The sequence below is a fragment of the Halorubrum luteum genome (genome assembly GCF_054652935.1).
Window position 1 is genome coordinate 1,601,969 of record NZ_BAAIGT010000002.1, and the last position, 26,425, is coordinate 1,628,393.

19 protein-coding genes and 1 pseudogene are annotated in these 26,425 nt (G+C 66.8%); 11 read left to right on the top strand and 9 right to left on the bottom strand.

All coding sequences use genetic code 11. The features are described from left to right. Positions 1 to 78: 78 nt before the first annotated feature. Positions 79 to 459: pseudogene (locus ACYQ0R_RS07960) on the top strand (DUF7961 family protein); the annotation flags it as partial. 131 nt (positions 460 to 590) lie between these two features. Beyond that, the gene (locus ACYQ0R_RS07965) at positions 591 to 1,214 is read left to right on the top strand and encodes an METTL5 family protein (RefSeq protein ID WP_459822254.1); all 624 of its coding nucleotides are present in this window, start codon (positions 591 to 593) and stop codon (positions 1,212 to 1,214) included. 31 nt (positions 1,215 to 1,245) lie between these two features. Here the strand turns inward: ACYQ0R_RS07965 and ACYQ0R_RS07970 are convergent, their stop codons facing one another. From ACYQ0R_RS07970 to ACYQ0R_RS07980, 3 genes are all read right to left on the bottom strand, one after another. Next, a complete protein-coding gene (locus ACYQ0R_RS07970; RefSeq protein WP_459822256.1) occupies positions 1,246 to 2,964 on the bottom strand; it encodes a rhomboid family intramembrane serine protease in 1,719 nt (572 codons plus the stop codon). A gap of 85 nt (positions 2,965 to 3,049) precedes the next feature. Continuing rightward, positions 3,050 to 3,328, bottom strand: a complete 279-nt coding sequence (locus ACYQ0R_RS07975) for a UPF0058 family protein (RefSeq protein ID WP_459822258.1) — start codon at positions 3,326 to 3,328, stop codon at positions 3,050 to 3,052. A 143-nt stretch (positions 3,329 to 3,471) separates the two neighbouring features. Next, positions 3,472 to 3,687: a DUF7120 family protein gene (locus ACYQ0R_RS07980; RefSeq protein WP_459822260.1), complete on the bottom strand. Its 216-nt coding sequence runs from the start codon at positions 3,685 to 3,687 to the stop codon at positions 3,472 to 3,474. Between the two features lie 179 nt (positions 3,688 to 3,866). Between ACYQ0R_RS07980 and ACYQ0R_RS07985 the strand changes: the two genes are divergently transcribed. Both ACYQ0R_RS07985 and ACYQ0R_RS07990 read left to right on the top strand, forming a co-directional pair. Then, a complete protein-coding gene (locus ACYQ0R_RS07985; RefSeq protein ID WP_459822262.1) occupies positions 3,867 to 4,547 on the top strand; it encodes a sulfite oxidase-like oxidoreductase in 681 nt (226 codons plus the stop codon). A 78-nt stretch (positions 4,548 to 4,625) separates the two neighbouring features. Next, positions 4,626 to 5,966: an isochorismate synthase gene (locus tag ACYQ0R_RS07990; RefSeq protein ID WP_459822264.1), complete on the top strand. Its 1,341-nt coding sequence runs from the start codon at positions 4,626 to 4,628 to the stop codon at positions 5,964 to 5,966. A 52-nt stretch (positions 5,967 to 6,018) separates the two neighbouring features. Here ACYQ0R_RS07990 and ACYQ0R_RS07995 read toward each other — a convergent pair whose 3' ends face one another. Then, a complete protein-coding gene (locus ACYQ0R_RS07995) occupies positions 6,019 to 6,756 on the bottom strand; it encodes a proteasome assembly chaperone family protein (protein WP_459822266.1) in 738 nt (245 codons plus the stop codon). Positions 6,757 to 6,896: 140 nt separating this feature from the next. Here ACYQ0R_RS07995 and ACYQ0R_RS08000 point away from each other — a divergent pair, with 140 nt between their 5' ends. Together ACYQ0R_RS08000 and ACYQ0R_RS08005 are read left to right on the top strand one after the other, a co-directional pair. Continuing rightward, entirely contained in the window at positions 6,897 to 7,853 is a 957-nt protein-coding gene (locus ACYQ0R_RS08000; protein WP_459822268.1) for an RsmB/NOP family class I SAM-dependent RNA methyltransferase, read from the top strand. Continuing rightward, positions 7,850 to 8,377, top strand: coding sequence for a DUF7122 family protein (locus tag ACYQ0R_RS08005; RefSeq protein WP_459822270.1), 528 nt, complete (start codon positions 7,850 to 7,852; stop codon positions 8,375 to 8,377). Before ACYQ0R_RS08000 ends, ACYQ0R_RS08005 begins: the two co-directional genes overlap by 4 nt. Positions 8,378 to 8,439: 62 nt before the next feature. Here the strand turns inward: ACYQ0R_RS08005 and ACYQ0R_RS08010 are convergent, their stop codons facing one another. Next, positions 8,440 to 9,720 carry a cell surface protein gene (locus ACYQ0R_RS08010; RefSeq protein ID WP_459822272.1) on the bottom strand — a complete coding sequence of 427 codons (1,281 nt, stop codon included), beginning with the start codon at positions 9,718 to 9,720 and terminating at the stop codon, positions 8,440 to 8,442. 300 nt (positions 9,721 to 10,020) lie between these two features. On the opposite strand from ACYQ0R_RS08010, the gene ACYQ0R_RS08015 reads away from it, so the two are divergent. Genes ACYQ0R_RS08015 through ACYQ0R_RS08025 form a run of 3 tightly spaced genes read left to right on the top strand, consistent with a single transcriptional unit; the run spans position 10,021 to position 13,359 of the window. Continuing rightward, entirely contained in the window at positions 10,021 to 11,262 is a 1,242-nt protein-coding gene (locus ACYQ0R_RS08015; RefSeq protein WP_459822274.1) for a DUF7405 family protein, read from the top strand. A gap of 10 nt (positions 11,263 to 11,272) precedes the next feature. Then, entirely contained in the window at positions 11,273 to 12,514 is a 1,242-nt protein-coding gene (locus ACYQ0R_RS08020) for a DUF7350 domain-containing protein (protein ID WP_459822276.1), read from the top strand. Beyond that, complete coding sequence (locus ACYQ0R_RS08025) at positions 12,511 to 13,359, top strand: cohesin domain-containing protein (protein WP_459822278.1); 849 nt, start codon at positions 12,511 to 12,513, stop codon at positions 13,357 to 13,359. The genes ACYQ0R_RS08020 and ACYQ0R_RS08025 overlap by 4 nt, the downstream gene beginning before the upstream one ends. A gap of 367 nt (positions 13,360 to 13,726) precedes the next feature. Here the strand turns inward: ACYQ0R_RS08025 and ACYQ0R_RS08030 are convergent, their stop codons facing one another. Continuing rightward, entirely contained in the window at positions 13,727 to 15,283 is a 1,557-nt protein-coding gene (locus tag ACYQ0R_RS08030; protein ID WP_459822280.1) for a DUF790 family protein, read from the bottom strand. Between the two features lie 261 nt (positions 15,284 to 15,544). Between ACYQ0R_RS08030 and ACYQ0R_RS08035 the strand changes: the two genes are divergently transcribed. Further along, positions 15,545 to 15,964 (top strand): hypothetical protein, encoded by a 420-nt coding sequence (locus tag ACYQ0R_RS08035; protein ID WP_459822282.1) that lies wholly within the window; start codon positions 15,545 to 15,547, stop codon positions 15,962 to 15,964. A 48-nt stretch (positions 15,965 to 16,012) separates the two neighbouring features. Here the strand turns inward: ACYQ0R_RS08035 and ACYQ0R_RS08040 are convergent, their stop codons facing one another. Then, positions 16,013 to 17,431, bottom strand: coding sequence for a DEAD/DEAH box helicase (locus ACYQ0R_RS08040; RefSeq protein WP_459822284.1), 1,419 nt, complete (start codon positions 17,429 to 17,431; stop codon positions 16,013 to 16,015). A 1,369-nt stretch (positions 17,432 to 18,800) separates the two neighbouring features. After that, a complete protein-coding gene (locus ACYQ0R_RS08045; RefSeq protein WP_459822286.1) occupies positions 18,801 to 19,493 on the bottom strand; it encodes a hypothetical protein in 693 nt (230 codons plus the stop codon). Between the two features lie 130 nt (positions 19,494 to 19,623). On the opposite strand from ACYQ0R_RS08045, the gene ACYQ0R_RS08050 reads away from it, so the two are divergent. Then, positions 19,624 to 21,480, top strand: a complete 1,857-nt coding sequence (locus ACYQ0R_RS08050) for an FAD-binding protein (protein ID WP_459822288.1) — start codon at positions 19,624 to 19,626, stop codon at positions 21,478 to 21,480. A gap of 49 nt (positions 21,481 to 21,529) precedes the next feature. Here the strand turns inward: ACYQ0R_RS08050 and gltB are convergent, their stop codons facing one another. Beyond that, a complete protein-coding gene (gltB, locus tag ACYQ0R_RS08055) occupies positions 21,530 to 26,221 on the bottom strand; it encodes a glutamate synthase large subunit (RefSeq protein ID WP_459822290.1) in 4,692 nt (1,563 codons plus the stop codon). Between the last annotated feature and the right edge of the window lie 204 nt (positions 26,222 to 26,425).

Below are 26,425 nucleotides of genomic sequence, written 5' to 3' on the forward strand. Positions count from 1 at the left end.
GCGAACCGCTCCATCGGCGTGAGTATTACTATTAGACATTCACAAAGTCTTATATATAACTAGGAACAATAGGCGAGCATGAGTACGACGCAGTCACCGGGAGTGGAGGGAACGCTGGACGGCTGTCGGCCGGCGGACGTCGATCCGATCGTCGTCGAGGCCCGCGATCTCGAGAGCACGGCACCGGGCCATCTACGCGATCTGAAAGCGGCGCTCGCGGCTCGCGGCTATCAGCCGGCGACGCTCGCGGTCGAAACCCGTTTCGAGGGCGACTGCACGCTCGCGACGCAGGCGGAGGCGGACCGATTGCGTGCGCTCGTGCGGGCGGCGTCGTTTTTGGGTGCCGGACGTCTCGAACTCCGAGTCAGCGAGATCGCGGAGCCGGAGACCGTCGAACCCGCACTGGCCGCGCTCGAGGAACGCGCGACCCGAGAAGGAGTACAGCTCGTACGCGTCGACGCCGCGGAGTCGAGTGACGCTCCCGGGTCTGCGGAGTCGAGTGACGCTCCCGGGTCTGCGGAGTCGAGTGACGCTCCCGGGTCTGCGGAGTCGAGTGACGCTCCCGATTCGGACGCTGCAACGTAACCGCGATGTCGACGAAACGTTCCCTCGCGACCAAGCTCGGAGTCGTGACGGGGTTCGAGAATCCGCAGGCCGCGCTCGAACAGTACCCGACCCCGCCGGAACTCGCCGCACACGTCGTCCACCTCGCCGACCTTCACGACGACGTCGACGGGCGAACGATCGTCGATCTCGGCGCGGGGACCGGCATGTTCGCGCTGGCCGCGGCGCTTCGCGGTCCCGCGCGAGTCGTCGGCGTCGAGATCGATCGTTCGGCGCTTCTCACCGCGCGAGCGAACGAGCGCCGCGTCGCGGCCAGCGCCCCGGTTCACTGGATCCACGCCGACGCCGTACGCCATCCGCTCGCGATTCCGGACCCCGTTACCGTCGTGATGAACCCGCCGTTCGGCGCGCAGGACGGGAACCGTCACGCCGACAGGGGGTTCCTCGAAACCGCGAGCGAGATCGCCGACGTCTCCTACTCGGTGCACAACGCCGGGAGCCGGTCGTTCGTCGAGTCGTTCGTGGGCGACCGTGGCGGCGAGGTGACCCACGCGTTCGCCGCCGACTTCGAGGTCGACGCCCAGTTCGACCACCACGTCGACGACGCCCGCGAGATCGACACCGAAGTGTATCGGATCCGCTGGCGCTGAACCGGGCGACTGGTCGCCCGCCGAGCGTCGGCTACCGTTCCCGGCCCTGGTACCGCTCTTCGTCCGCGATCCGGACTCGCGTATCGCCGCGCTCGGCGAACACCGCTCGGTCCTCGCGGACGAATCGCACGTCCTGCAGGACGACGGACTCGTTCGCGGCCGGTATCGGCGCGACGTCCGTGTCACCGTCGTGGTGGACGCGAAGCTCGAACCCGCCTTCGACCGCGGCGACGGTTACGTTTCGGCCGTCGACCCGTGGCTCCGCCTCCCGGGGATCGCTCACGAAGGCGGTCGAGCGCTCCCCATCGTGGATCAGATCGACGCGGTACGTCGCGCCACTATCGGCGGCGATCCACCCGGTTCGCTGTGCCCAGACGGTCTCGCGCCATCCCGTCCCACCCACGTCGATCGCGCGGTACTCCCAGTGAGCGAGGTTCCCCCGCGAGACCGCAGTCGTCCAGATATGTCTCTCCGCGTGCTTGACGATCACCCCGGAAGTACGGACCGATGTCGATCGACCGAACGCCTCGATGTCGATCACGCTCACCATCTGGTCCTCGACGTTCTCCGCGTACGTCACCTGATACCCCTCGACCTCGATCGGATCGCCCGGGAGCTCCCCGTCGTCGACGGTGACGAGGTTCGGAACCACACCCGGCCCGGCCACGGCCGCGAGCGCGAGCACGACGAGCAGGACGCCGATCGCCGCCGGCGTCGCGGTGCGGACGGAGGAGCGAGACCGAGTCGAATCACTCGCAGACGAGAACAGCGGCTCGTCCCGCCCGGCGACGGCGACGGCAACGATCAGCGCGAGCACGACGAGTAGCGCCACTCCGATCGCCCGGTACAGCTCGTACTGCTCGTTGCCGAGATACCAGTACACCGCCCACAGGCGGCGGGACGCGCCGAAAAGCAACACTGCAGCGAACACGACGATCGCGGAGGTGTGGCTCCCGGCGTTGCCATCACGGCGTCGCCGGACAAGCCAGACGGCGACCAGTATCCCGGCTATCAGCCCGAGCGCATGCCCCTGCACCGCGATGTTCGCCCAGCTCGGCGGGCCGTACGAGGAGGACGCCTCCGCGAACTCGATCGGGGTAGTGAGCGTCGAGTGAACGACGCGAACCAGCGTCGACGCCGTCAGCGCCGCGATCGTGCCGATCGGGTAGTGGATCAGCGCGAACCCCCATAGCGCGAACACGACCCCGGAGAAGCCGATCACCGGTCCAAGCGCGAACAGCGAGGAGACCGCACCGAAAACGAGGATCGCTCCCGGAACGAACAGGAACGCCCGGAGGTACGGGTTCGACGACGCCCGCTCGAGTACCGAACCGCGCGAATCGAACGTCGACGAGCCCCGATCGCGTGGAAAATGACCGTACGCGTACTCGGCGAGGGTGCCCGCGACGAGCGTCGAGAGAAGGTTACCGGTGATGTGGCTCCGGCTGGAGTGTGCGAACCCCGACCAGATCACGCCTTCGGGGTAGAAGTACGACCACGCGCGGAACGGGATCACGACCGGTCGGTTCGGATTCTCGAGCCCGCTCTGGACGAACAGGTACACGCCGAGCACGAACACGATGGCGACGAGCGTCCCCCACGGCACGCCGAACAACAGCCGCGATCGGAGCCGACGCCCCCACGATCCGGCCGGGCGGTCGATCCCGTACACAACCGCGAGCGCAAGCGCTGCGGCGAGTGTCGCCGCCAGAAGGTGAGCCGTATCCGAGACGAATGGCTCCGCGATCATGGTCAGAAGACTGGACCTCATCGACAATCAATACGCAGGTTTCGGCGGGAGTGGGTCCGGCGGGAGTCGCGCGGGAGCGTTGCGTTCAGATCTTGTTTTCGGCGTCCTCGGCGAGCTCCTCCATCCGTTTGCCGACGCGGCCGGCGGGGGAGAACTCGTCCTCGCTCATCGCGTTCGCCAGCGCGTTGCCGAGGACGAACACGGCGTGTTTGTGCTCGCTCTTGGATTTATGAACGTGTGAGGGGTCGACGCTGAGCTCGTCGTACGGCTCAAACAGCGCGTCGTCGACGGTTTCCTGATCCCGGAAATGCTCCATGATCGTCACCATCTGTTCGTGAAGTTCGAGGAGTTCGTCTTTGTGCATACACCAGATAGGGCGTGTGAGCGTGTTAAGGTTTGTTGAGAACTTGCCGCACGAACGACGGGGCGACCGACGTAATCGAACGGGCGTTCGAAGTCCAGCGGAAAGTTACGGCGAGCTAACACGACAGCGACGGGGTCGGTGAGTCAGAAGACGTACTCGTCTTCGTGGCCCATCATCCCCTCGTCCTCGAATCCGCCCGATTCCTCGTCATCTCTCTGACCGCCGGTTTTAAACGCTTTGATGCCAGTCGACAGGAGCTCCTCCACGGCCTCCTCCCGGTTGAGAAACTCGCCTTGTTCGACCATCTGAGCGATCTGCATCTCAAGATGCTCCGGCACGGTGATCTCGACTTGGGGCATTCTCTGCTCGGGTGTAATGGGATAGCCTATATAAACTTGGCGTCGCTGATACTGAGATTATAGAGGATATTATTGAACTCATAGAACTGAGTTTCTAACGTCTCGAACTATTGTTTTTAAAATTCAAACCAGTCGGTCGTAAGCGACATCCATACGTTGACCGAGCCCATGGATCGGGTATGAGCGAGAACGCCGCCGGGGCGGGCGACGGAGCGGGCCCGGCCACGGACGCGTCCGCCGGAATCGATGACGGTTCCGATGCCGTGGAGATCGACGACGTCACCGACCTGTACACGGAGTACGGCGACGATCGCCTCCCGCCGGGACAGCGTCGAACCGACCGCTTTCCCGTGCTCTCAAAAAGCGGGACCCCGTCGTGGGATCCGTCCGAGTACGCCTTCGAGGTATGGGGAGCCGTCGATGAGCCGCTGTCGTACACCCTCGAGGAGTTCCGCGACCTCCCGTCCGTGACACAGCGACAGGATTTCCACTGCGTCACCGGCTGGAGCAAGTTCGACTGTCGGTTTACCGGCGTCCCGTTCCCGGAGATCGTCGACCGCGCCGGCGTCCATGACGACGCCGAGCACGTCCTCTTTCACGCGCTGGACGGGTACACGACGGATCTCTCGCTCGCGGACTGCGACCGCGAGGCGGTGCTTTTCGCGTACGGCTACGACGGCGACGATCTGCCGAGCGACCACGGCGGTCCGCTCCGCGTCGTGACGCCGCACAAGTACGCGTACAAGGGGGCCAAATGGGTCTCCGGCGTCGAGTTCCTGACCGAACCGGAACTCGGCTACTGGGAGAAGCGCGGATACAGCGACACGGCCGATCCGTGGAACGAGGAGCGGTACAGCTGATGGGTCCCGTAGCCACCGCCGCGAACGGATCGGACCCGATAGTTAGCGTAAAGGCATCGGGAGCCTGACGTGGGTGCAATGGAAGCGCCGCGCTCGCGGTCGTTCCCGACGGTGGTCAGTCGAACGACCGACGTCGATGCGCTCGCGTTCGCCGAGGTGTTCGACGCGCTTCCCGCTCCCCGAACGATGTGGAGCGGCCCTGACGACGCGCTCGTGCTTGGCGGCAGCGCGGCGGCGACGCTCACGGCGTCCGGCAGCGACCGGTTCGAGCGGATCCGAACCGCCGCCGCGGAGCTGTTCGACTCGGGCGACGTCCACGCGGGCACCGAAGCCGCCCGCCCGCGGCTGTTCGGCGGTTTCGCGTTCCACCACGGCGCCTGCGACGGCGAGCCGTGGACCGCGTTCCCGGAGGCCCGGTTCGTGCTCCCGCGCGTACAGGTTACGTTCGCGGACAACGGGACGTGGCTCACGGTGAGCGCAACCGGACCCGACGCGACAGTCGACGCCGTCGAGACGCGACTCGACCGGGAGGTGAAGCGACTCGGCCGCGTGGCGACGCGACTCGACAGCGTGGCGACGCGGCCAGGGATCCGCGCCCAGCGCCGGACGACGAGTCGAGACGCGTGGCACGAGAGCGTCGAGGCGGCGCTGGATCGGATCCGCGCCGGGGACCTCCAGAAGGTCGTGTTGGCACAGGCGCTCGAAACCGATCTGGCGGCGGAGTTCCCCCGCGCGGCGACGCTGGAGCGACTCGGCGAGACGTATCCGGACTGTTACCGGTACTGTTTCGAGCCCGACGCCGGCGAGGAGATGTTCTTCGGCGCGACGCCGGAACGACTCGTCTCCTTGCGCGGACGCACCGTGGAGACAGACGCACTCGCCGGAACGACCGGTCGCGGCGAGACGCCCGCCGAGGACGAGTGGCTTGCCGAGGAGCTATCGAACGACCCGAAAAACGTCCACGAACACGACCTCGTCGCCGAGACGATCCGCGAGCAGCTCGGCCCGTACGCTGCGTCGATATCGGCCGGCAAGCGGCGGGTTCGTCGACTGCCGAGCGTTCAACACCTTCACACGCCGATCACGGCCGAGCTGACCGGGGACGGTCACGTGCTGGAGCTCGTCGAGGCACTGCATCCGACTCCGGCAGTCGGCGGACTACCGCCGGACCGCGCGCTCGAGACGATCCACGAGACGGAGCCGTTCGACCGCGGCTGGTACGCCGCGCCGGTCGGCTGGATAGACGCGGCCGGGAACGGCGCGTTCGCGGTGGCGATCCGGTCGGCAGTCGCCGACAAACGACGTGCCACGCTGTTCGCCGGCGTGGGGCTCGTCGCCGACTCCGACCCGGACCGCGAGTGGGATGAGGTCCAGCTTAAGTACCGACCGATCCTCGACGAGCTGGAAGCCGAGGAGTGATCGTCTCGGGTGGACGCCCACTCCCAAAAGGGAGGTGACCGACCGGACACACTCACTGGTACATTTTCAGCGGCTCCGCCTGCGAGCTCTCCTGTGTCGCCTGCTGCATCCGCTTTGCGAACTGTCGTTTCGCCTCTCTGATCTCCGTCGCCTGATCGACGAGCCCCTCGACGGAGGTTGACGTTCCCGCGATCGCGTCGATGCCGTCGACGATGAGCACGCGCGCGGCCTCCGGGTCGGGAAACTGTGGGTCCGACTCGACGACTAACCCGATCGCCGGAGCGTCGCGTTCGAGCGCGTCGGCGAGCATCGCACCGGTCGGACCCGAGACGATGCCGGATTCGGACGGCTCGTCGATGTCTAGTTCGGCGAGTCGACTCGACGCGTCCCCGGTCGAAACGCCGTACAGCCCGGGTGGCGCTTCATCCTTCTCCTGCGGGAGGCCGGAGAGATATACCGGGAGGACACGCTCCTCGTCGAACCACCCGGCGAGACAGCCGGCGAACTCGACGGCCGCGTCCGGGTTGACCGGCACGTCGCTCTGTAACGCGATCAGGTTACGCGTCTCGTCGGCGTACAGTCGAACCGGCGTGGTGAGCGTCGTCGCCGACTCGTGGTACGTCGTGACTCGCGGCAGCCCTTCACAGTGGACGTTCGCGTAGTGATCCATCTCGTACGCGTCGATCAGGTGGTCGACCGCGATCTTGCCGACTAATCCGATCCCCGGGAACCCCTCGACTAGCACCGGGTCCTCGAGCGTAACGTCGTCGACGACGGAGATGCGTGCCATACGCCCGTGTACGCGGAACGGAACCTAAATCCCTGTGACGATCTCACAGGGACGATCAGCCGGAAGCCGGCGAAGCGAGCCGTCCCGACTGGATGGTCGGCTCCCGAAACCGACAAACCATCCCGACCGGAACGGGAGGTATGAACCCGCTTCAGCGGTACGAGCCTCTCGTCGACGACGTCGAGGCGTTCCGTGCGGCCTGCGATCGGCCGCTTCCGTCCGTGGTCCGCGTCAACGAGATCAACGCCTCGGTCGATCGGGTCCGCGCGGCGCTCGACGAGGAGGGCGTGGCGTACGACCCGGTGGAGTGGCACGACGGGCTGTTGACGCTTCCGGACGGGAGTCCGGGAACGAACTGGCCGTACGTCCACGGGTGGACGCACGGTCAGGAGGAGGTGTCCGTGCTCCCGGGACTGGCGCTCGACGCGCGGCCGGGCGAGCGCGTCTGGGACGCGTGTGCGGCACCCGGAAGCAAAACCACACAGATCGCTGACGACATGAACGACACCGGAACGGTCGTCGCCAACGACAACAACCTCGGTCGCCTCTCGGCGCTCCGACACAACGCCGAGCGGCTCGGCGTGACGAACGTCGTCGTCACGAACCAGGACGCGCGCAACTTCTCGACGAAGCCGCTCGCGTTCGACGAGTTCGATCGGGCCCTCGTCGACGCCCCCTGCTCGTGTGAGGGAACCTGTCGAAAGAATCCGGACGTGCTCGACCAGTGGACGTACGAGCACGTCGAGGCGGTCGCAGGGATTCAAAAAGGGATCCTGACGCGAGCAGTGCAGGCGACTCGTCCCGGCGGGACTGTCGTCTACTCGACGTGTACGTTCGCGCCCGAGGAGAACGAGGCGGTTCTGGACCACGCGCTCCGCGGGACGGACTGCGATCTCGTCGCGTTCGAGCTACCCGTCGAGACCGCTCCCGGCGTCACGGAATGGGACGGCGAGACGTACGACGAGCGCGTCGAGCTGGCTCACAGAGTGTATCCACATCACAACGACACGGGCGGGTTCTTCTGTGCGAAGCTTCGCGTCGGGGGAGACGAACGAGCCGGCGGTAGCGCGTCCGATTCGACGGCGGTGGACGCATGAGTGACGCGAAAAACGACGGACAGCAGTTCGACCGGCTGCCGGCGACGCCGGACGACCGCGTCGTCGAGGCGCGAGCCAGTCGCCGGGAGGTGCTCGACTGGTGGGCGGAGCGATTCGGGATCGCGCCGGAGACGTTCGAGGCGTACACGTTCTGGGAGAAGGGCGCCGGAAAGATCTGGATATTCGCCGGAGAGGCGACGGATCCGAGCCGCGTGGAGGCGATCGGCATGACGTTCCTTCGCACGCGACAGGAACACTGGAAGCCGACGACCCGCGCAGTCCAGCGGTTCGGACACCTCGCGACGCGGAACGTCGTCGAGCTCGGACCGGAGCGAGCCGCCCGGTTCGTCGCGGGCGAGGACCAGGAACTACCCGAGTGGGACGGCGACTGGGGGTATCTGGTCGTGACACACGAGATCGCGGATGAAACCGCTCCGATCGGCGTCGGACTGTACCTCTACGACGAGTTACGATCGGTGGTACCGAAGGGAAGTAGGGCGGAGCTGCCCGTGGTCGAACGGTAGCACACGCGTCCGACCGCAACCACGACCACGACCGCAACCACGACCGACCGCATTGATGCTCCTCAGTACGGCGGCGAGGTGAAGCCGTCGTAGTCGCCGACTGGACGGACACCGATCCCGTGGAAATCGCTGTCAGGGTTGTCCCCGTCGGGCTGAACGATATCGACCCGCTCGCGGCTCTCCACGTCGAACACGGCGTAGCCGGGATTGATCCCGGTCGCGGCGTGTGGGTCGCCGGAGAGCGGGTTCGGCCCGCGCAGCGTGACGAACATGTACTCGCCGTCGGGCGAGGCCCACATGATATCCGGCGCATCCGACGCCGTCGGGTCGTCCGACTGCTCGGGCCCGAACGCGTCGATCTCCTCTATCACCTCGTCGGTCTCGGGATCGAGGATCAGACCGTCGTTCGTCTCGCGGTTGAGCACCCACAGCTCCTCGCCGTCAGGTGTGAACCAGAACCCGTGCGCGTCGACGCCGCGGGTCGAGTCGACGGTCGACACCTCGTCGGCGGCGGTGTCGTACACGTAGAAGTCACCGACACCCTCGGCCGCGAGAGGGGCCTCGTCGGGATCCGCGTCCGGATCTGAGGGGAGTCCGGCCGTGAGATAGAACTTCTCGTCGGTCGGATGAGAGACGGTGCCACAGTTCGTCGGGAGCTCTTCGTGGGGGTACGCCCGGTCGACGGTGAACTCATCGTGGTCGACGATCACGAGCGCGCCGTCGTAGTAGCTCGGGCCGATGGTGTGTAGCGACCGACCGTCCTGCGCGTACTGGTGGCAGATCGGCGAGCCGTCCTCGATCCCCGCATCGAGAACCGCCTCGTTCGTTCTGAGGTCGATCTCGGCGACCTGCTCGAACTCCTCGGTGTCGAAGTCGGCGTCGACGCGGACGATTTTCTCCTCGCCGATGACGTCGACGTGGATGTACTCGTCGTCCGGCGAGAACCCCGCGAAGTGCGAGCCGGCTCCGGTTTCGAGGTTGGCGACGAGTTCGCGGTCCTCGGTCCGATAGATGAGCGTCCGCGCGCCGGCGGTACACGCGACGGCGGCGTACTCGTAATCCGACGTGTAATCGACCATATGCGGCACCTCGCCGCCGACCGCGCCGGTGTCTATCGTGTCGACCTGCTCGAAGCCACCGTCGCCGTCCGGCCGGTGGATGTAGATGGTGTTCGTCCCCTGGTCGGCACCCCAGATCTCGTATACCGGTTCCGTCTCGTCCGTCTCCTCCGGCGTGTCTTCGGGTGTCGCCTCGGGATCGTCGTCGTCGGCACAGCCGGCCAGCGCGATCGCGCCGGCGGCCGTCGTCCCGGCGAGGAACGTCCGTCGGGTCTTTTTATGCATGACACGTACACGTTCGGGTAGAGAAACTAAACACTGTCGATGTTTTATCTCTAATCCTTCGTCTAAGGCCGCAGAAGCTGAGAATTCGGGCGAATTCGTGTGTCATAGTTCGGCGAAAAAGTTGCCGTTATCCGTGACACGGATCGAGCGGGGAGGCGACCGGTCAGTACCCCGGAACCGACCCCACGACTCCGTCCAAGCGGACGGTGACGGGGCGGACGAGAGACCGATCGGCGTCATCGATACACGTAACGGTTGCCGTACTGACATCCTCTTAACGATGCACTCCGAAACGAGTTCGTGACCGTTCCGAACTGCGAATCGCTCTCCCGCCGCGCGTACCTCCGCGCCGCCGTGGCGGCCGGCGGGGCCGCCGGACTGTCGGCCTGTCTCGACGGCGACGACGGGTCGACTACCATCCCCGCTGGCAACCCCGCCGACCGGCCGGAGCGACAGCATGCGTGGAACGACGCGCTACGGACCGACGATGACGGAAACCATCTTCAGCCGGAGCACCGCGTGTTGCTCCCGCTCCGCCTCCGGACCGATCTCGACGCGGACGCGAGGGAACGGGTCGAGGCGGCCTTCGAAACGCTCGAGCGAGCCTACGACTATGACGCTGAGGGATTGCTGTTCACCGTCGGCTACGCGCCGGCGTACTTCGACCGCCTCGACGACGTCGACTCGCCGGTCCCCGACCCGGAGCCGTTGACATCGATGGAGTCGCCGGCGTTCGACGCGTTCGACGCGATCGTTCATCTCGCGAGCGACTCTCCGGCGGCGGTGCTGGAGGCCGAACGTGCGCTGTTCGGCGAGGCGGAGCCGAACGGGCTCGACCCGACGCCGATCGACGACGTGTTCGAGCGGGCGGAGCCGCGCCGAACGGGGTTCGTCGGCGAGGGGATCCCGGCCGAGCACGCCGACCGCGACGACGTTCCGGCGTCGATCCCCGGGGAGGCTCCGTTCTTCATGGGGTTTCGGTCGGGGTTCGCGGAGAGCCAAGCCCCGGAGGATCGCGTGACGATTCGCGAGGGTCCGTTCGCGGGCGGGACGACGCTGCACGTCTCCAGCATGGACCTCAATCTCCGACAGTGGTTCGAACAGGACAGCCGGTTCCAGCGGGTCGCCAAGACGTTCAGTCCGGAGCACGCCGACGAGGGGGTCGGGTGCATCGGCGAGAAGCTGGGTCGCTCGACCGGCGCGCTCGACGTCGCGGACGACGCGGAGACACACGCCCGCACCCGTGGTGTGGTCGGACACGCACAGAAGGCCGCTAGGGCCCGCGACGACGACGGAACCCCGCCGCTACTCCGCAGGGACGTGAACACCGTCGACGGGGACGCTCCGGGACTCCATTTCATCGCCTATCAGCGACGAATCGAGGAGTTCATTCGAGTCCGGGAGGCGATGACCGGTGCCGATCTCACGGAGGGCGGCGTGGGACGACGACTGAACAACGGCCTTCTCCAGTACATCCTCGTCCGCCGGCGCGGAAATTTCCTCGTGCCGCCGCGATCGAAGCGAGCGCTTCCGGAGCCATGAGTTCCAGACGATGACGAACGACACACCGACGACACGAATCGAGGCGAGGCGAAACGAGGAAAGCCGAGGCTGCCTCTCGCGGCGGCGATTGCTTTCGGCGAGCGCTACAGCGTTCGCGACGGTAGGCATCGCCGGCTGTAGCGATGACGAAGGGATGTCTGCGGGCGATGCGGACGCTTCCGACGCCGAAGAGCCGGACGCCGGTGCCGACGTCGATCCGGACGACGTGCTTCCCGACCTTCCGCGGGTCGAGAACCCGCCGGACGCGGTGTACGTACCGACCCACCGTGAGGCGATGGTTCATTTACCGACGGAGCGCGCCGGCGAGTACGCGGTGACCCCGATGCTCACCTATCCGCATCGGTTCTGGCTCGTCACCGGGGACCGGACCGAGGAGGTGGTACCGGAGTCCGCACGTGGCGTCCACTTGATGTTCACGCCGTGGGACCCTGAGACGGGTACGGTACTTCCGGTCGATGCGGGCGCGCAGATCCGCGTCCGCCACGAGGGAGACGTCATCGACCAACGGGCCCCGTGGCCGATGATCTCCCAGTCGATGGGGTTTCACTTCGGCGATAACGTCCCGCTCCCCGAGGACGGTACATACACGGTCGAGGTCGATCTGACCTCCGTCCCGACACGAACGACCGGGGCGTTCGACGGCCGGTTTGAGGCGGGTGGGACCGCGACGTTCGAGTTCGAGTACGCCGAGACGCTCCGGCAGGGGCTCATCGACGATGTCCACTACTTCGACGAGGCGTTGTGGGGCGAACGCGGCGCGATCGACCCGATGGATCACGGCGAGCACGACGGCCACGACGAGGACGGCGAGAACCATCACCACGACGAGGAGATGGAGATGATGATGCCGTTCTCGCGGCTTCCGGAGGCGCAGTCGTATCCGGGCGTCGGCCTCGGCGAGCCACGGACCGGCGACGCGCGAGTCGTCGTTCGCTATCTACAGGAATCGCGGCTCGTGGGCGGTGACGACTACCTCTTCGTCAGCCCGCGAACTCCGTACAACCGGGTGCCGCTGGCGGACACCGCCATCGCCGTCGACGGCGCGGTCAGCGGCGCGCTCGAACAGACCCTCGACGACGAGCTCGGTCTCCACTACGGGATCGCCGCATCGCTCGCACCCGGCGACACCGTCGAGGTCGTCTTCGAGTCGCCGCCGCAGGTGTCCAGACACGCCGGCTACGAGACGGCGTTCCTCGATATGCCGCCAGTGGAGGTGACCGTCCCCGAATGAGTCGGTTCCGGTCCCGGCGGATGGCTCTCGGGATCCTCCTCGTGCTGCTCGTCGGCGTCGCGGCTCTCGCTGGCGGACTGGCGACCGGCGGTCTCGCCGCGGACACTCCCGGACTGCTCGATTTCGAGCCGGACGAAACTGCGGCCGACCCCGGCGAGACCGTGTCGGTGAACGTGACGCTGAGCGCGATGGCGGGGTACGGCGACGAGGGGGTCCGGTCGTTCGAGTACGCCGTCGCATACGACTCCGAACTCCTGACAGCGACCGATGTCGAGCCCGGCCCGTGGATGTACCAAGAGACCGATACTGACGTCGTCCACGAGATGACGATCGACGAGGAGGCGGGACGGGTCACGGTCGAGCAGACGCGCGATCCGCCCGCCGGTGGCGTGAGCGACACCGGGGAGACCCCGACGGCGACGATCAGCTTCGAGGTCGCCGACGACGCCCCGTCCGCCGACGCAGTGTTGCAGTTCGAGTCGGCGTCGGCAGAGATCCTCGAGTGGGGGTTGCCGGTGTTAACGACCCGCGAGGCCGTCATCGCGATCGATGGCGGCGGTGAAAGGCACGCTCCCCTCGGCGGTGACGGGAGCCGCGACGCGGAGGAAGGCGACGATTTGGGAGTCACACTCGCCGACGACGTCGAAGCTGAGGATGCGACGGACGAGGAGGGGTCGGCGAGCCGTGACGGGACGGACGAGTCGACGCCGACCGAGTCTACTGGCGTGAGCAACGAGGACATCGAGGGATTCGGCGTTCTCGCGACCGTTCTCGCGACCGTCGCCCTCGTAGCCCTCGTCGCCTTCGGTGTGCGATCGACGCGTATCCTCCGACCGAGAGAATGACCTTTTCCTCGCCGTGAGCAGGGTCCTGTGGACCGTGTTCACCGTCGACGAGGCGCGTCACCGCGATGTCGGGGATGGTACTCGAGCGACCGCGACCGGTTGGTCAGTGACCCGGGACACACCACCACCCTGACGCGAAGACGTCCGATCTGACTGCTCAACGGGTGGGACCCGAGTGCTCGTGTATATCGGTGTCGTGGTATTCGTTGTCTTGGATGACATCATCACGCATGTATTGCTCGGTGAGTAAAAGGTATTCGTATAATAGTAAATTATTACACCCGTCCTGCACGCGGGAACGGAAGAGTGATCCGACGCGGGTCGGACGGCTACTCGTATCGGCACACACGCCGATCCGTGGAGACGATCAGTCCTCCTGGGCTTTTCGCCGCAGCGTTCCCCCAGCGAGCCCCTCCCACTCGACACGATAGCCGAGCCGCGAGAGCGCCGCGCTCGCGTCGTCGATCCCGTAATCTGCGAGGACCGCCTCTGCGTCGTCGAGATCCATACCGGCGTCGAGCTCGGCCGCGACGTCGTCGAGCACGCCGGGGGTGACGAGCGTTCGCCCGACCAGCTCGTGGTTCGGAAACCGTTTCTCCTCGATCGCCTCGACGCTCACGCCGTGCGCGGCGGCAAGGTCGGCGAGCGAGAGCACGGCCGACGCCGGCGTCAGCGTCTCCGGCAGCTCCGCAGCGGCTGCGTCGACGAGCTCGGCTTCGTACTCGCGAAGCACGTCGACGACGTCTTTCACCCTGAGCGTGCCGGCGTAGGTGACCACCCGGTGGTTGCGAGCAGCGATCTCCTCTCCGACGCCGAGACTCTCGTCGACCGCCACGAGCAGGTCGACGTCCTCGACGTCCGCCAGCTGACCGAGCTTCTTCTCGACGTACTCGGGAGTCCAGAACCCCATCACCTCGAAGAACAGCCGGAAGTCGGCGTGGTCGTACTCGAACGCGAAATCCGGGATCATCACCCGGTGACCGGCTTCCAACGGCTCCGGCTCGCGGACGAGCGTCCAGTCAGTCCCGAGCGATCGGAACCGTGCGGCGAAGTCGGCCTCGACGCCGCTGTCGAAGTCGGGTTCGACCACCGGCTCGACGCCCGGAACGGTGACGTCGTCCGGCGACAGCGTCACTGTCCGCTCCCGCCCGCGGTCGTCGATCGTCGCCTCCATCCGCCACTCGTCCGACTCCGCGACCGTCCGAAGCAAGCGTGCGAACGCAGTGCCGTAGCGCCGCGTTCGGGTGAACAGCGCGTCGGGACCGGTGACGACGAGCTCCCGCGTCGACATCGCCGATTCGGCGTCGACGGTCGCCCCGTCCGCCGATCCGGCGTCGGTCCGCTCGATCTCGTACATCAGTCGGAGCCGTTTGACCGCGGAGACGAGTCGCTTCGGATCGTTCGATCGAATCCGCACCGCGGTCGCGTCGAACAGCGCCGTCTGTGCCAGCGAGAGGTTGTACTGGTCGAGCAGGGCGTCCGGGTCCCACCGTACGTCGGCGTCGACGAGCACCTCGTTGACGTCGCGGTCGGCGTACAGCGCGTGCTCGATGTCCGCGACCGTAACCCCCAGCGAATCGGCGGCGCGGTCGACCGCCGCCCGGCGCTCGGATTCCGAGGCGACCCCGACCGTCTCCGCGGCCTCGAAGACGGTCCGCCTGACGCGACGCGGGGGGACCGGCGAGCGCGTCTCGAATCGACACTCCCGCTCCACGAGCGCCGCCAACCCGCGAACGAGTTTAAAATCGTCGGCTTCCCCCTCCAGCGCCGTGAGAGCCGCCTCGAGATCACCGCGTCGATCGCCGACGTGGTCGGTGAACGTCCCGAGCACGCGGGCCGCCAACGGTCGCTGCTCTCGACCGATGAATCGGGGGCGAAAGCCACCGCCCGCCCGGGAGACCCGGAGAAGGTCCTTGCGTAACACGGCGACCGATAGACGGCGCGATCATAAAAGCGCCGCTCTCGACGGCGACCACCGATGCCGCCGCGTCGAACGCCCGTACGGAGAGTCGAACGCTCGTACGGAGAGTCGAACGCCCGTACGGAGAGTCGAACGCTCGTACGGAGAGTCGAACGCTCGTACGGAGAGTCGAACGCTCGTACGGAGAGCCGAACGCTCGTACGGAGAGTCGAACGCTCGTACGGAGAGCCGAACGCCTATACGTCGTCGCGCAAACGCTCGGCCATGCGACGACGACAGCTGCTCGGCGCGTCCCTGTCGGTCGTGACGGTCGGCTGCGTCGACGCCGCCCCACCGTCCGGTCCTCGGAACCCCCCGACCGAGGCGGACGCGGGATCGCCCGATCCGACCGACCCGTCGGATCCTGACGAGGAGCCGCCGGCGTTTCGGATCGGTGCGTGGGACCTCCTCGAGGGTGACGACGGACGGCTGCTCGTCACTGCGACCGTGATCAACGACGCGCCGGGCGAGCGCTCCGGTAGAGTCGTCGTGACGGTGACGGTTGACGAGGAGACCGTCGAAGCCGGCACCGACGTCACCGTTTCGGCCGACGACGAGAGCCACGTCGAGCTCCTCGTCGACGTCCCGTTCGAGCGGTTCGACGCCGGAGGGTCGTTGACGCTCGACGTTCACCGCACCGACTGAGGCGATCCGGATCGGTAGTCACCGACCCGGACATCCCCGGATCGGCTGTCACCGGCGACGGTTCGCGACCCGCTCCTCCGCGGTCTCAGCACTCACAAGCTCGTACAGCGTCGCTCGGCCGCCGTCGGCTTTCGGTCTGAGGATCCGGCCGAGCCGCTGTGTAAACTCGCGTTCGCTCCCCGAACCGGAGAGGACGACGGCGACGTTCGCGTCCGGCACGTCGACGCCCTCGTCGAGGACGTTCGCGGCGACGATCCGGCTGTACGTCCCGTCGCGGAACCGCTCGAGCGTCTCCCGGCGCTCCGACGCGCTCGTCTCGGCGGTTATCGCGGGCAGGAGGAACCGCTCCGAAAGCCGGTACACGAGGTCGGTGTGCGCGGTGAACACGATGACCCGGTCGTCTCGGTGTCGGTCGAGGATCGTCTCTAGCCGGTCGATCTTCCGGTCCGCGTTCATCATGATCTCCCGGGCAGCCTGCTTCGCGAGCAACGCCCGCCGAGCGCGGGGGTCGTTGCCGGACCGTTTCACCAGCTCCCGGTAGTCGCTGCCGCTCGTGAACGTGATCCCTGCGTCGCGGACGTACTCGACGAACGTCCCCTGTTTCTCGTCGTAGCGCTCGCGTTCCTCGGGTGTGAGTTCGACCTCTATCCGTCGGATGTCGTAGGCTGCGAGATGCTCCCCGGCGAGGTCGTCGACGTCGAGCGCGTACGCTCGGTCGCCGACGAGCTCCGCCACCCGCTCGTGGGCGCCGTCCGGTCGCTCGAACGTCGCGGTGAGCCCGAGCCTCGCGGGCGCGGGCAGGAGTCGAGCGATGTCGCGGTACCCCTCGCCGCCGAGGTGGTGGACCTCGTCGAACACGACGAACCCGAACCGGTTTCCCACGTCCTCCGCCTTGAGGTACGCGGAGTCGTACGTCGACACCGTGATCGGCTCGGTGCGCTGCTCGCCGCCGCCGTATCGACCGATCGGGCGGTCAAACTCCGTCTCCAGCTCCCGCTGCCACTGCTCGAGAAGATCGATCGTCGGGACGACGACGAGCGTCGGCACGCCCAGCTCCACCATCGCGCGGATCGCGATCACGGTTTTGCCGGCCCCGGTCGGCAGCTCGAGGACGCCGCGGTCGCCCGCGTCGTGCCACGCGTCGAGCGCGTCCCGCTGGTACTCGCGGAGGTCGTACGCGGTCGACAGCTCCAGCTCCGTGAGATCGAGCACCTCGTCGTCGACGGAAACCCCAGCCACTTCGAGCGCGCGACGGATCTCGGCGTACCGATACGCGGGAGCGCGACCCGTCCCGGTTCGAGGGTCGGACTCCACGCCCGGGAGCGGCGGAAGCGACGCCGCGGCAACGTCGTCGGCGTCAGCGTCGTCGGCGTCAGCGTCGTCGGCGTCAGCGTCGCCTCCGGCGTCGGCGCCGGTCCCGGCGTCGACACGGATCGTCCCGTCCTCGTACTGGAGCCGGACCGTCATCGGTTACGACGATGGTTCACTGCAGCAGGTAAATGGGCATCGCTTGGCGAACGGGTGCAGGGTGTCATGGAACTGTTGTCATGGTGGTATTCCATGATCGCATACCCGACTTAGCCGTGAGACGCTGCTTGCTTCGTGATCGATACCGGGCGTACGTCGCTCACGAGGGTGGATGGGTGGTTTATACGTGATTGCGTGATGGATCTGGAGGTGATTTATAAGTGAGTCGCGGGAGCGATAGCTCCGCGACGAACGATCCGAAAGCCCCAGCCGCGACGGCTCGCGCGCCTTGCTGCGCTCCTCGGTCGCTCGCGGTGCTCGCTCCCTGTGGTGCTTACAGCGGCGGGCGTCGCCCCACCGGGAGACTGCGTCTCCCGAGCCCCCGCTCGCTCCGCTCGCGGGGATCACGGCTGCCCCTTTCAACCCCACCCGACCGCACCGCAACCGCACCTCACGCCTCCCCAGCCTCGCGGTTCGCGCTCTCCGAGCGCTCACCGCGTCCCTCGCACGCGCTCCTCGCGCTCTTTCCAGAGCGCTCGGAGGCGCGCGCCGACCGCCCGCCGTCACCTGATAACCGAACAATGCTCTGCTTGTGGTTGCGGTGGCGCGCGCCGCGAGCGGGCCTTCGGCCCGTGAGCGAGCGCGCGAGGGAGACCGGAGGGGCCGCCGAGCGTTCCGGCGGCCCCTCCGGTCGAGGCTGGGGCGGTCCGAGGCTGCGGTGCGGGGCGGGACTGGAAGGGGCAGCCGCGAGGGCGACGCACGGCGAAGCAAGCACTGCAAGGAGCGAGCGAAGTGAGCGACTGAAGCGCGCAGCGAGCCGCGCGAGCCGTCGCGGCTGGGGCTTCCAAGTCGGTCTCTGCTCCACCGCTCACTTATATACCACTCCTCACCACGCTGAATACACCTTTATAAACCACACATCGATTCTCGTATGCGCAATATACGCCCGGTATCGATTACCTCGATGGCTGCACTGAACGATTCGCGTGTCGGTGTGCGAGGTGTTCGATGACACCCTCGGACGGGTGAGCAACGATCCGAGCGGGCGGTCGAACTCGGGAGGGACGGACGACGAACCGAACGGGCGTCAGAACCCTGAGCGCGACCGGCTACAGTTTCCTCGGGTCCAGCGGCGACTCGCTCAGCTCACGATCGACGTGGTCCTCGAGCAGTAGTTCTCCGAACCCGAAGTCGGGATGCTCGGTTTCGATCGCCTGGGCAGTGACCTTTTGGCGTCACCGCGAACGACCGCGTCGGCGAGAGAAAGCCCCACAGCGCGCCGATAGTGTTCAACACGACGATCGGTTAGTCGATGACGGTCGACCGTGCGATCGGTACGACTACCGATTCCGCGCGCACCGAATCACGGCTACCGATCCGCAAGCATCCGGATCACGATCTGTAACACGTGCACGAACACCCCGGCAACGGCGATGTACAGCCCGATCGCCTGCAGCGACACCGCCCGAACCCGACCGTCGCGGATCCGCCAGATCTCCCAGCCGAGCCGGAACAGGAAGCCGACGAAGATCAACACGAACCCGACGAGAAGCAGGAGGTCGAACACGAACGTGCCGACGAGGATCGTGGCGAGCCCGCCGAGAAACCCGTACGTCGACCACGTCGCGTAGTGCTCGAACGTCGTGGACCGGCGGGCGTACACGTACGCGCCGATCCCGGCGGTCATCAGCGCGGTGACGGCGGCCGTGATCGCGAGCACCGGAACCAACGCCTCGGGCGGCAGGAACCCGAGTACGCCCGCACCGAACAGGCCGAACGCGGCCTGCAGAAGCGCGACGCCCGCGAGCGCCAGTCCGACATCGCCTTGCTCAACGCCGCGCTCGGCCACGCGCTCGCCGGCGTAGATCGCCGCCCCGTACACGAGAACGCCGACGATCGGGAACGCGAACAGGTAGCTGTTGACGACCGCGAGCGGCGTCGTCGCGAACGCCGCCATCACCAGCACGTTCAGCGTCATCAACAGTCCGGCTGTGCCAACGACTTTCCACTCCCGTCCGGACAGCAGCACGCCGCGGTCGGTCGCGGTCTCGTATGCGCTCACTGGCCGGTCCATTCGTCGATGGGACCCAAAAAGGTGTGGAGTCGGTGGCGTGTCACCACATATAAAATAATGGATACTGGAGGCGAACGCCGATACCCGCCGGCATCGGACGCCCACACGAGAGGACCTCATGTACGAACACGACGTGATCGTGGTCGGCGGCGGCGGTGCGGGGCTTCGCGCGGCGATCGCGGCCCACGAGGCGGGCGCCGACGCCGCGATCGTGAGCAAGCTCCACCCCGTCAGGAGCCACACGGGCGCGGCGGAGGGCGGCATCAACGCCGCGCTCCACCCCGACGACGCGGTCGCCGACCACGCGTACGAGACGATGAAAGGTGCGGATTACCTCGCGGACGCGCCCGCCGTCGAAACGTTCGCGAGCGAGATTCCGGAGGAGGTCGTCCGGCTCGAACACTGGGGGACAGTGTTCTCCCGCGAGGAGGACGGCCGGATCTCCCAACGCCCGTTCGGGGGTATGGAGTTCCCGAGAACGGCGTACGCCGGCGCGGAGACCGGCCATCACGTCCTCCACGCCATGTACGAGCAGGCGGTAAAGCGCGGAATAGACGTGTACGACGAGTGGTACGTGATGGATCTCGCGGTCACCGACGAGGACGACCCCACCGACCGGCGCTGTCACGGCGTCGTCGCCTACGAGATACGGACCGGCGAGATCGCCGGGTTCCGCGCCGACGGCGGGGTAGTGCTCGCAACGGGCGGGATCGGACAGGTGTACGAACACACCACGAACGCCGTGTCGAACACGGGCGACGGGGCGGCATTGGCGTACCGCGCCGGCGTTCCGATGGAGGATATGGAGTTCGTCCAGTTCCACCCCACGACGCTTCCCTCGACCGGCGTGCTCATCACCGAGGGCGTCCGCGGCGAGGGGGGCGTACTGTACAACGCGGCGGGCGAGCGGTTCATCTTCGAGCGGGGGTACGCGAACAACGCGGGCGAACTCGCCTCCCGCGACGTCGTCTCCCGCGCCGAGTTGACCGAGGTCGAGGAGGGTCGTGGGATCGAAGGCGAGTACGTCCACCTCGACATGCGCCATCTGGGTGAGGAACGCATCCGCGACCGACTGGAGAACATCCTCCATCTCGCCGAAGATTTCGAGGGTGCCGACGCGCTCGCGGAGCCGATCCCGGTCAAGCCGGGTGCACACTACGCGATGGGTGGCATCGAGACGAACGAGCACGGCGAGACGTGTGTCGACGGGCTGTATGCCGCCGGCGAGTGTGCGTGCGTCTCGATGCACGGCGCGAACCGGCTCGGCGGCAACTCGTTGGCCGAGCTGCTCGTCTTCGGGAAGCGCGCAGGACGCCACGCCGCGGGCGAAGATCTCGGCGAGTCCGCCATCGACACCGGTCGACGAGGCTCCCATGAAACCGCCGAAAGCGACCTCCCGGTCGAGCTCGGCACCACCGACGCGGCCGCGGGGTCCCGCGGACGCGATGACGGTTCCGTCGCAAGCGATGGCGGATCCGTCGTGTCCGACGCGGAGACCGTTCTCGAACGGGCAGTCGATGCGGCACGGAGCCGCGTCGAGGAGCTGCTGAACCGTGACGGACGCGTCCATCACGCGTCGGTCCGTAAACAGGTCCAGGAGACGATGGGCCGACACGTCAACGTGTTCCGCGAGACGGACGGGCTCGCCGAGGCGCTCCGAACGATCAGGGAGGCGCGACGGTCGTACGACGACGTCGCCGTGAACGACCCCTCAAGCACGTACAACACCGACCTGATCCAGACGATCGAAACTCGAAACGTCCTCGACATCGCCGAGGCGGTCGCGGCCGGGGCGTACGCCAGACGGGAGTTTCGCGGCGCACACTGGCGGGCGGCACACCGCGAGCGCGACGACGAGGCGTGGCTGAAACACACCATGCTCTCGTGGAACGACGGGGAGCCGGAGCTGTGGTATCGGTCGGTGGAGCTGGAGGGGGACGACCGACGCTACGAGCCGACCGAACGAAGCTACTGATCGACGAAGCCGTCGAGAAGCGGAGACGCTCACCGAACGAGGCCGCTTATTAGTCGTCGCCGGAGACGCCCTCGATCGGCTCGGTTCCGGTATCGGCGCGCGCCTCGGCGGGGTCGGGAAGCTCGTCCCTGACGTCTGCGCCCCGACCCTCGGTGATGACTTCGGCGTACGCGTCGGGGAAGACGCGAACGAAGTCGTCGACCGCGCTCGGCCAGTCGTCGAGCAGTTCGGCCGCACGGTCGCTACCCGTGTACGCGCGATGGTTCTCGACGAGTCGTCGGAGCATCGCCTCGTCTCGCTCCTCCAGCGTCTCGGACGTCGACACCATCCCGCGGTTCACGCGGTCCGCGAACCGGTCGTCGGGATCGTACACGTACGCGATCCCGCCGGACATCCCGGCAGCGAAGTTGCGACCGGTGTCGCCGAGGACGGCGACGACCCCGCCGGTCATATACTCACAGCCGTGGTCGCCGACGCCCTCGACGACGGCCTTTACACCGGAGTTTCTGACACCGAATCGCTCGCCGGCGACGCCGTTCACGTACGCCTCGCCGGAGGTCGCACCGTACAGACAGACGTTGCCCACGACGACGTTCTCCGCGGGGTCGTAGCCGGCGTCGGCCGGCGTGTTGACAACGAGCCGTCCCCCGGAGAGCCCCTTGCCGACGTAGTCGTTCGCTGCGCCCGTGAGCTCCATCGTGATCCCGGGTGCGAGGAACGCGCCGAAGCTCTGTCCGGCGTAGCCGTCGAACCGGCACGTGATCGTGTCATCGGGAAGTCCGTCACCGCCGTGTTCCGACACGACCTTGTTCGACAGCGTTGCGCCGACGGCGCGGTTGACGTTCTCGATGTCGCGGGTTAACGCGACCGGCGCACCGTCGACGATGGCGTCCGCGGCGTCGGCGATGAGCTCCCAGTCGAGCAGCTCGTCTATTCCCTCGTGCGCCTGCTCGCGGGTCTTCGTCCGTGAGTCGCCGGCCGGCTCCGCGATCACCGCCGAGAGGTCGAGATGTTTCGCCTTCTCGTGGTCCGTTTCGCGCTGCGTCAAAAGCTCCGGACGACCGATCAGCTCCTCGACCTCCCGGTAGCCCAGCTCGGCCATCAGCTCGCGGAGCTCCTGTGCGATGAACGTCATGTAGTTGATGACGTGTTCCGGTTCGCCGGGGAACCGCTTCCGGAGGTCCTCGCGCTGGGTCGCAACGCCCACCGGACAGGTGTTCTCGTGACACTGACGGGCCATCACGCAGCCGGAGGTGACGAGCGACGCCGTGCCGAACACGTACTCCTCAGCGCCGAGCGCGGCGGCGACGGCGACGTCGCGGCCCGTCTTCATTCCGCCGTCGGTGGTCACGCGGATCCGGTCACGCAACCCGGTCGCGCGGAGCATCTGGTTCGTCTCCGCGAGGCCGAGCTCCCACGGGAGCCCCGCGTTCTTGATCGAGGTTTTCGGCGACGCGCCGGTGCCGCCGGAGTGACCGGAGACGTGGACGACGTCCGCGTTCGCCTTCGCGACACCCGCGGCGATGGTGCCGATGCCGGCCTCCGAGACGAGCTTCACGTTGACGTCGGCGTCCGGGCTCGCCGCCTTGAGGTCGAAGATAAGCTGTTTGAGGTCCTCGATCGAGTAGATGTCGTGTTGTGGCGGCGGCGAGATGAGCCCGACGCCCGGCGTCGAACACCGGACGTGGGCGATCATCTCGTTGACTTTCTCGCCCGGGAGATGGCCACCCTCGCCCGGCTTCGACCCCTGTGCCATCTTGATCTGGAGCTCCTCGGCGTTCGCGAGGTACTCGGCGGTGACGCCGAATCGGCCGGAGGCGACCTGTTTGACGTTACACTCCTTTTCGGTGTCGAACCGCTCCGGCGGCTCGCCACCCTCGCCGGTGTTCGATTTCGCGCCCAGTCGGTTCATCGCGATGGAGTTGTTCTCGTGAGCCTCCGGGGAGAGGCTGCCGAGGCTCATCGCGGCCGTCGAGAACCGCGTCACGATCTCTTCGACCGGCTGAACCTCCTCGACCGGGATCGGATCGCGGTCGGAGTCGAACTCGAGAAGCCCACGCAGCGTGTGCAGCGACTTCGACTGGTCGTTGACGAGCTCGGCGAACTCCTCGTACTGCTCGTAGTCGCCGCGACGGACCGCCTGCTGGAGCGTCCCGACCGTCTCCGGGTTCCAGCCGTGATACACGCCGGACGACCGGTTTTCGTACTCGCCGATCGTCTCGAGCTCCGGATCCGCACCGAACGCCATCGCGTGTCGCGTCCGGAGGTCATCTTCTATCCCCTCGATCCCGACGCCCTCGGTTCGGATCTCCGTGCCCTCGAAGTACTCGGCGACGAGGTCGGAGTCGAGTCCGACGGCCTCGAAGATCTGTGCGCCCTGATACGACTCGACGGTCGAGATCCCCATCTTGGCCATCGTTTTCAGGAGGCCGTGCTCCAGCGCCTCGCGGTAGGCGGCGAGCGCCTCGGCCTCGTCCGCGCCGTCCGGCCCGGCGACGACGTCAGCGATGGAGGCGTACGCGAGATACGGGTCGACCGCGTCCGCGCCGTAGCCGACGAGCGTCGCGAGGTGGTGAACCTCGTGTGGCTCGCCCGACTCGACGACGACCCCTGCGCGATTGCGGAGCCCGCTGCGAACCAGGTGGTGGTGGACCGCGCCGGTGGCAAGCAGACTCGGGATCGCGAGCCGGTCGGGGCCGACCGCGCGGTCCGAGAGGACGACCACGTCGGCGCCGGCCTCGATCGCCTCGGCGGCCTCGCGACGGACCCGGTCGACGGCGTCCGACAACGACCCGTCGTGGTGATACGTCGTGTCGAGCGTTACCGAGGTGAACGACGAGTCGGCGTCGAGCCGCTTCAGCGACGCCGTCTCAGCGTCGGTGAGCACCGGGGAGTCGGCGACGATCTGGTGTGCGTGCTCCGGCGTCTCCGCGAGCAGGTTCTGCTGGTCGCCGATCCGTGACTCGAGCGATGTCACCAGCTCCTCGCGGATGTAGTCGATCGGCGGGTTCGAGACCTGCGCGAACAGCTGTTTGAAGTAGGTGAAAAGCGGGCGGTTGACGTCGGCGAGCACGGACAGCGGCGTGTCGTCACCCATCGACCCGACCGGATCCTTCCCGGTTTCGGCCATCGGCTCCACGAGGTGATTCAGCGAGTCGGTCGTGTAGCCGAACGCCGCCTGATGTGCGCGGACGGTCGGCTTCGGCTCCGCGTCCTGATATTTCGCCCCACTCGCGTCGTCCGCTTCACTCCCGGCTGTCGGAGCATCCGCCCCGATTCCGGCCGCGGTGCCGTCGTCCGCGTCGACGAGCTCTTCCAGATCGGTCTGCTGGTCGTCGACCCATTCGGCGTACTGCTCGTCGGTGAGATCGGCGAACACGTCGTCGTCAGGGACGATCCGTCCCTCCTCGGGGTCGGCAACGAAGATCTCGCCGGGCTGGAGACGACCCCGACGCTCGACGTTCGCGGAGTCGGTCGGCAGCGCGCCGACCTCGCTACCGACGACGAGACGGTTCTCGTCGGTGACCTCGTATCGGCAGGGGCGAAGCCCGTTGCGGTCGAGGACGCCGGCGACTTGCTCGCCGTCGAAGCCGATGACGAGGGCGGGCCCGTCCCACGGCTCGACCAGCGAGGCGTGGTAGTCGTAGAACGCCTGCCGTCGTTCGTCCATGAGATGGTCGTCGCGGAACGCCTCGGGAACGAGCATCCGCAACGCGTGCGGCAGATCCCGTCCGGTCTGTAAAAGCAGTTCGAGCGCGTTGTCGACGCTCGCGGTGTCCGACTGGTTCGGATCGTTGATGATCGGCTTGAGCGTCTCGATCTCGGGCCCGAACGCCGGGTGTTCGAGGTCGTTCTCGCGTGCCCGCATCCAGTTGATGTTACCGCGGATCGTGTTGAACTCGCCGTTGTGGACGATGTTCCGATACGGATGGGCGAGATGCCACGCGCCGAGCGTGTTCGTCGAGAAGCGCGCGTGGACCAACGCGACGTGGCTCGCGAACCGCTCGTCGGAGAGGTCCGGATAGTAGCCGGCGAGCTGTGAGCCTTTCAGCAGGCCCTTATAAACGACGCGTTGGCGGTCGAGCGAGCAGACGTAGAAGCGTCCGCCGCCGTCGACGTCGGCGACGCGGTTCTCGATCTCGCGGCGAGCGGCGTACAACGCGCGATCGAACCCCAACAGCTCGGCGTCCGGATCGGTCTCCGTCTCGAACCGGTTCTGCTCGCCGAACCGCTCCGCGAGCCCTGCACCCTCGACGGGCGCGACGAACAGCTGTTCGACCGCCGGCTCGGACTCCAGTGCGGTCTCGCCGAGATCGGCGTTGTCGGTCGGCACTGACCGCCACTCCAGCACTTCCAGTCCGTAGACGGCAAACGTCTCCGCGATCACGTCGTGGATCTCCGCCTGAGCGCCGGGTTCGGGCGGCATGAACACGGAGCCGACGGCGTACTCGTCCGGTAGGTCGGCCTCGACGACGTCCCTGAAAAACTCGTCCGGTCGCGCGACCATGATCCCGGCCCCGTCTCCGGTGTTTCGTTCGGCGCCGGTCGTCCCCCGATGTTCGAGATTCTCCAGCAGACGGACGGCGTCGGTTACGGTGTCGTGACTCGGCTCCCCATCGAGGTCGACGATCCCGCCGATCCCACAGTTCGAGCGGTCGTCGTCGGGCGACGCGAGACACGCGTCGCGACCCGTCGACTCGGACGACTCCGAATCGAGGGTAGTACTACGTGACGTGGTCATACACCTCACTCGCTATCGGTCAGGTAAAGGTGTGACCCTGATAGGAGTCAATACCCTTGTCCACACATTAGGGAATATAAGGTAATTATTTATCAGGGGTTGGCATTGGTCACCACACACGACATTAGTCCAGTTTAACCGGCCAAAAACCACTATCAAAGCAACTCTTACGGAGTAAGCATCCAAAACTCTACGCCTAACGCC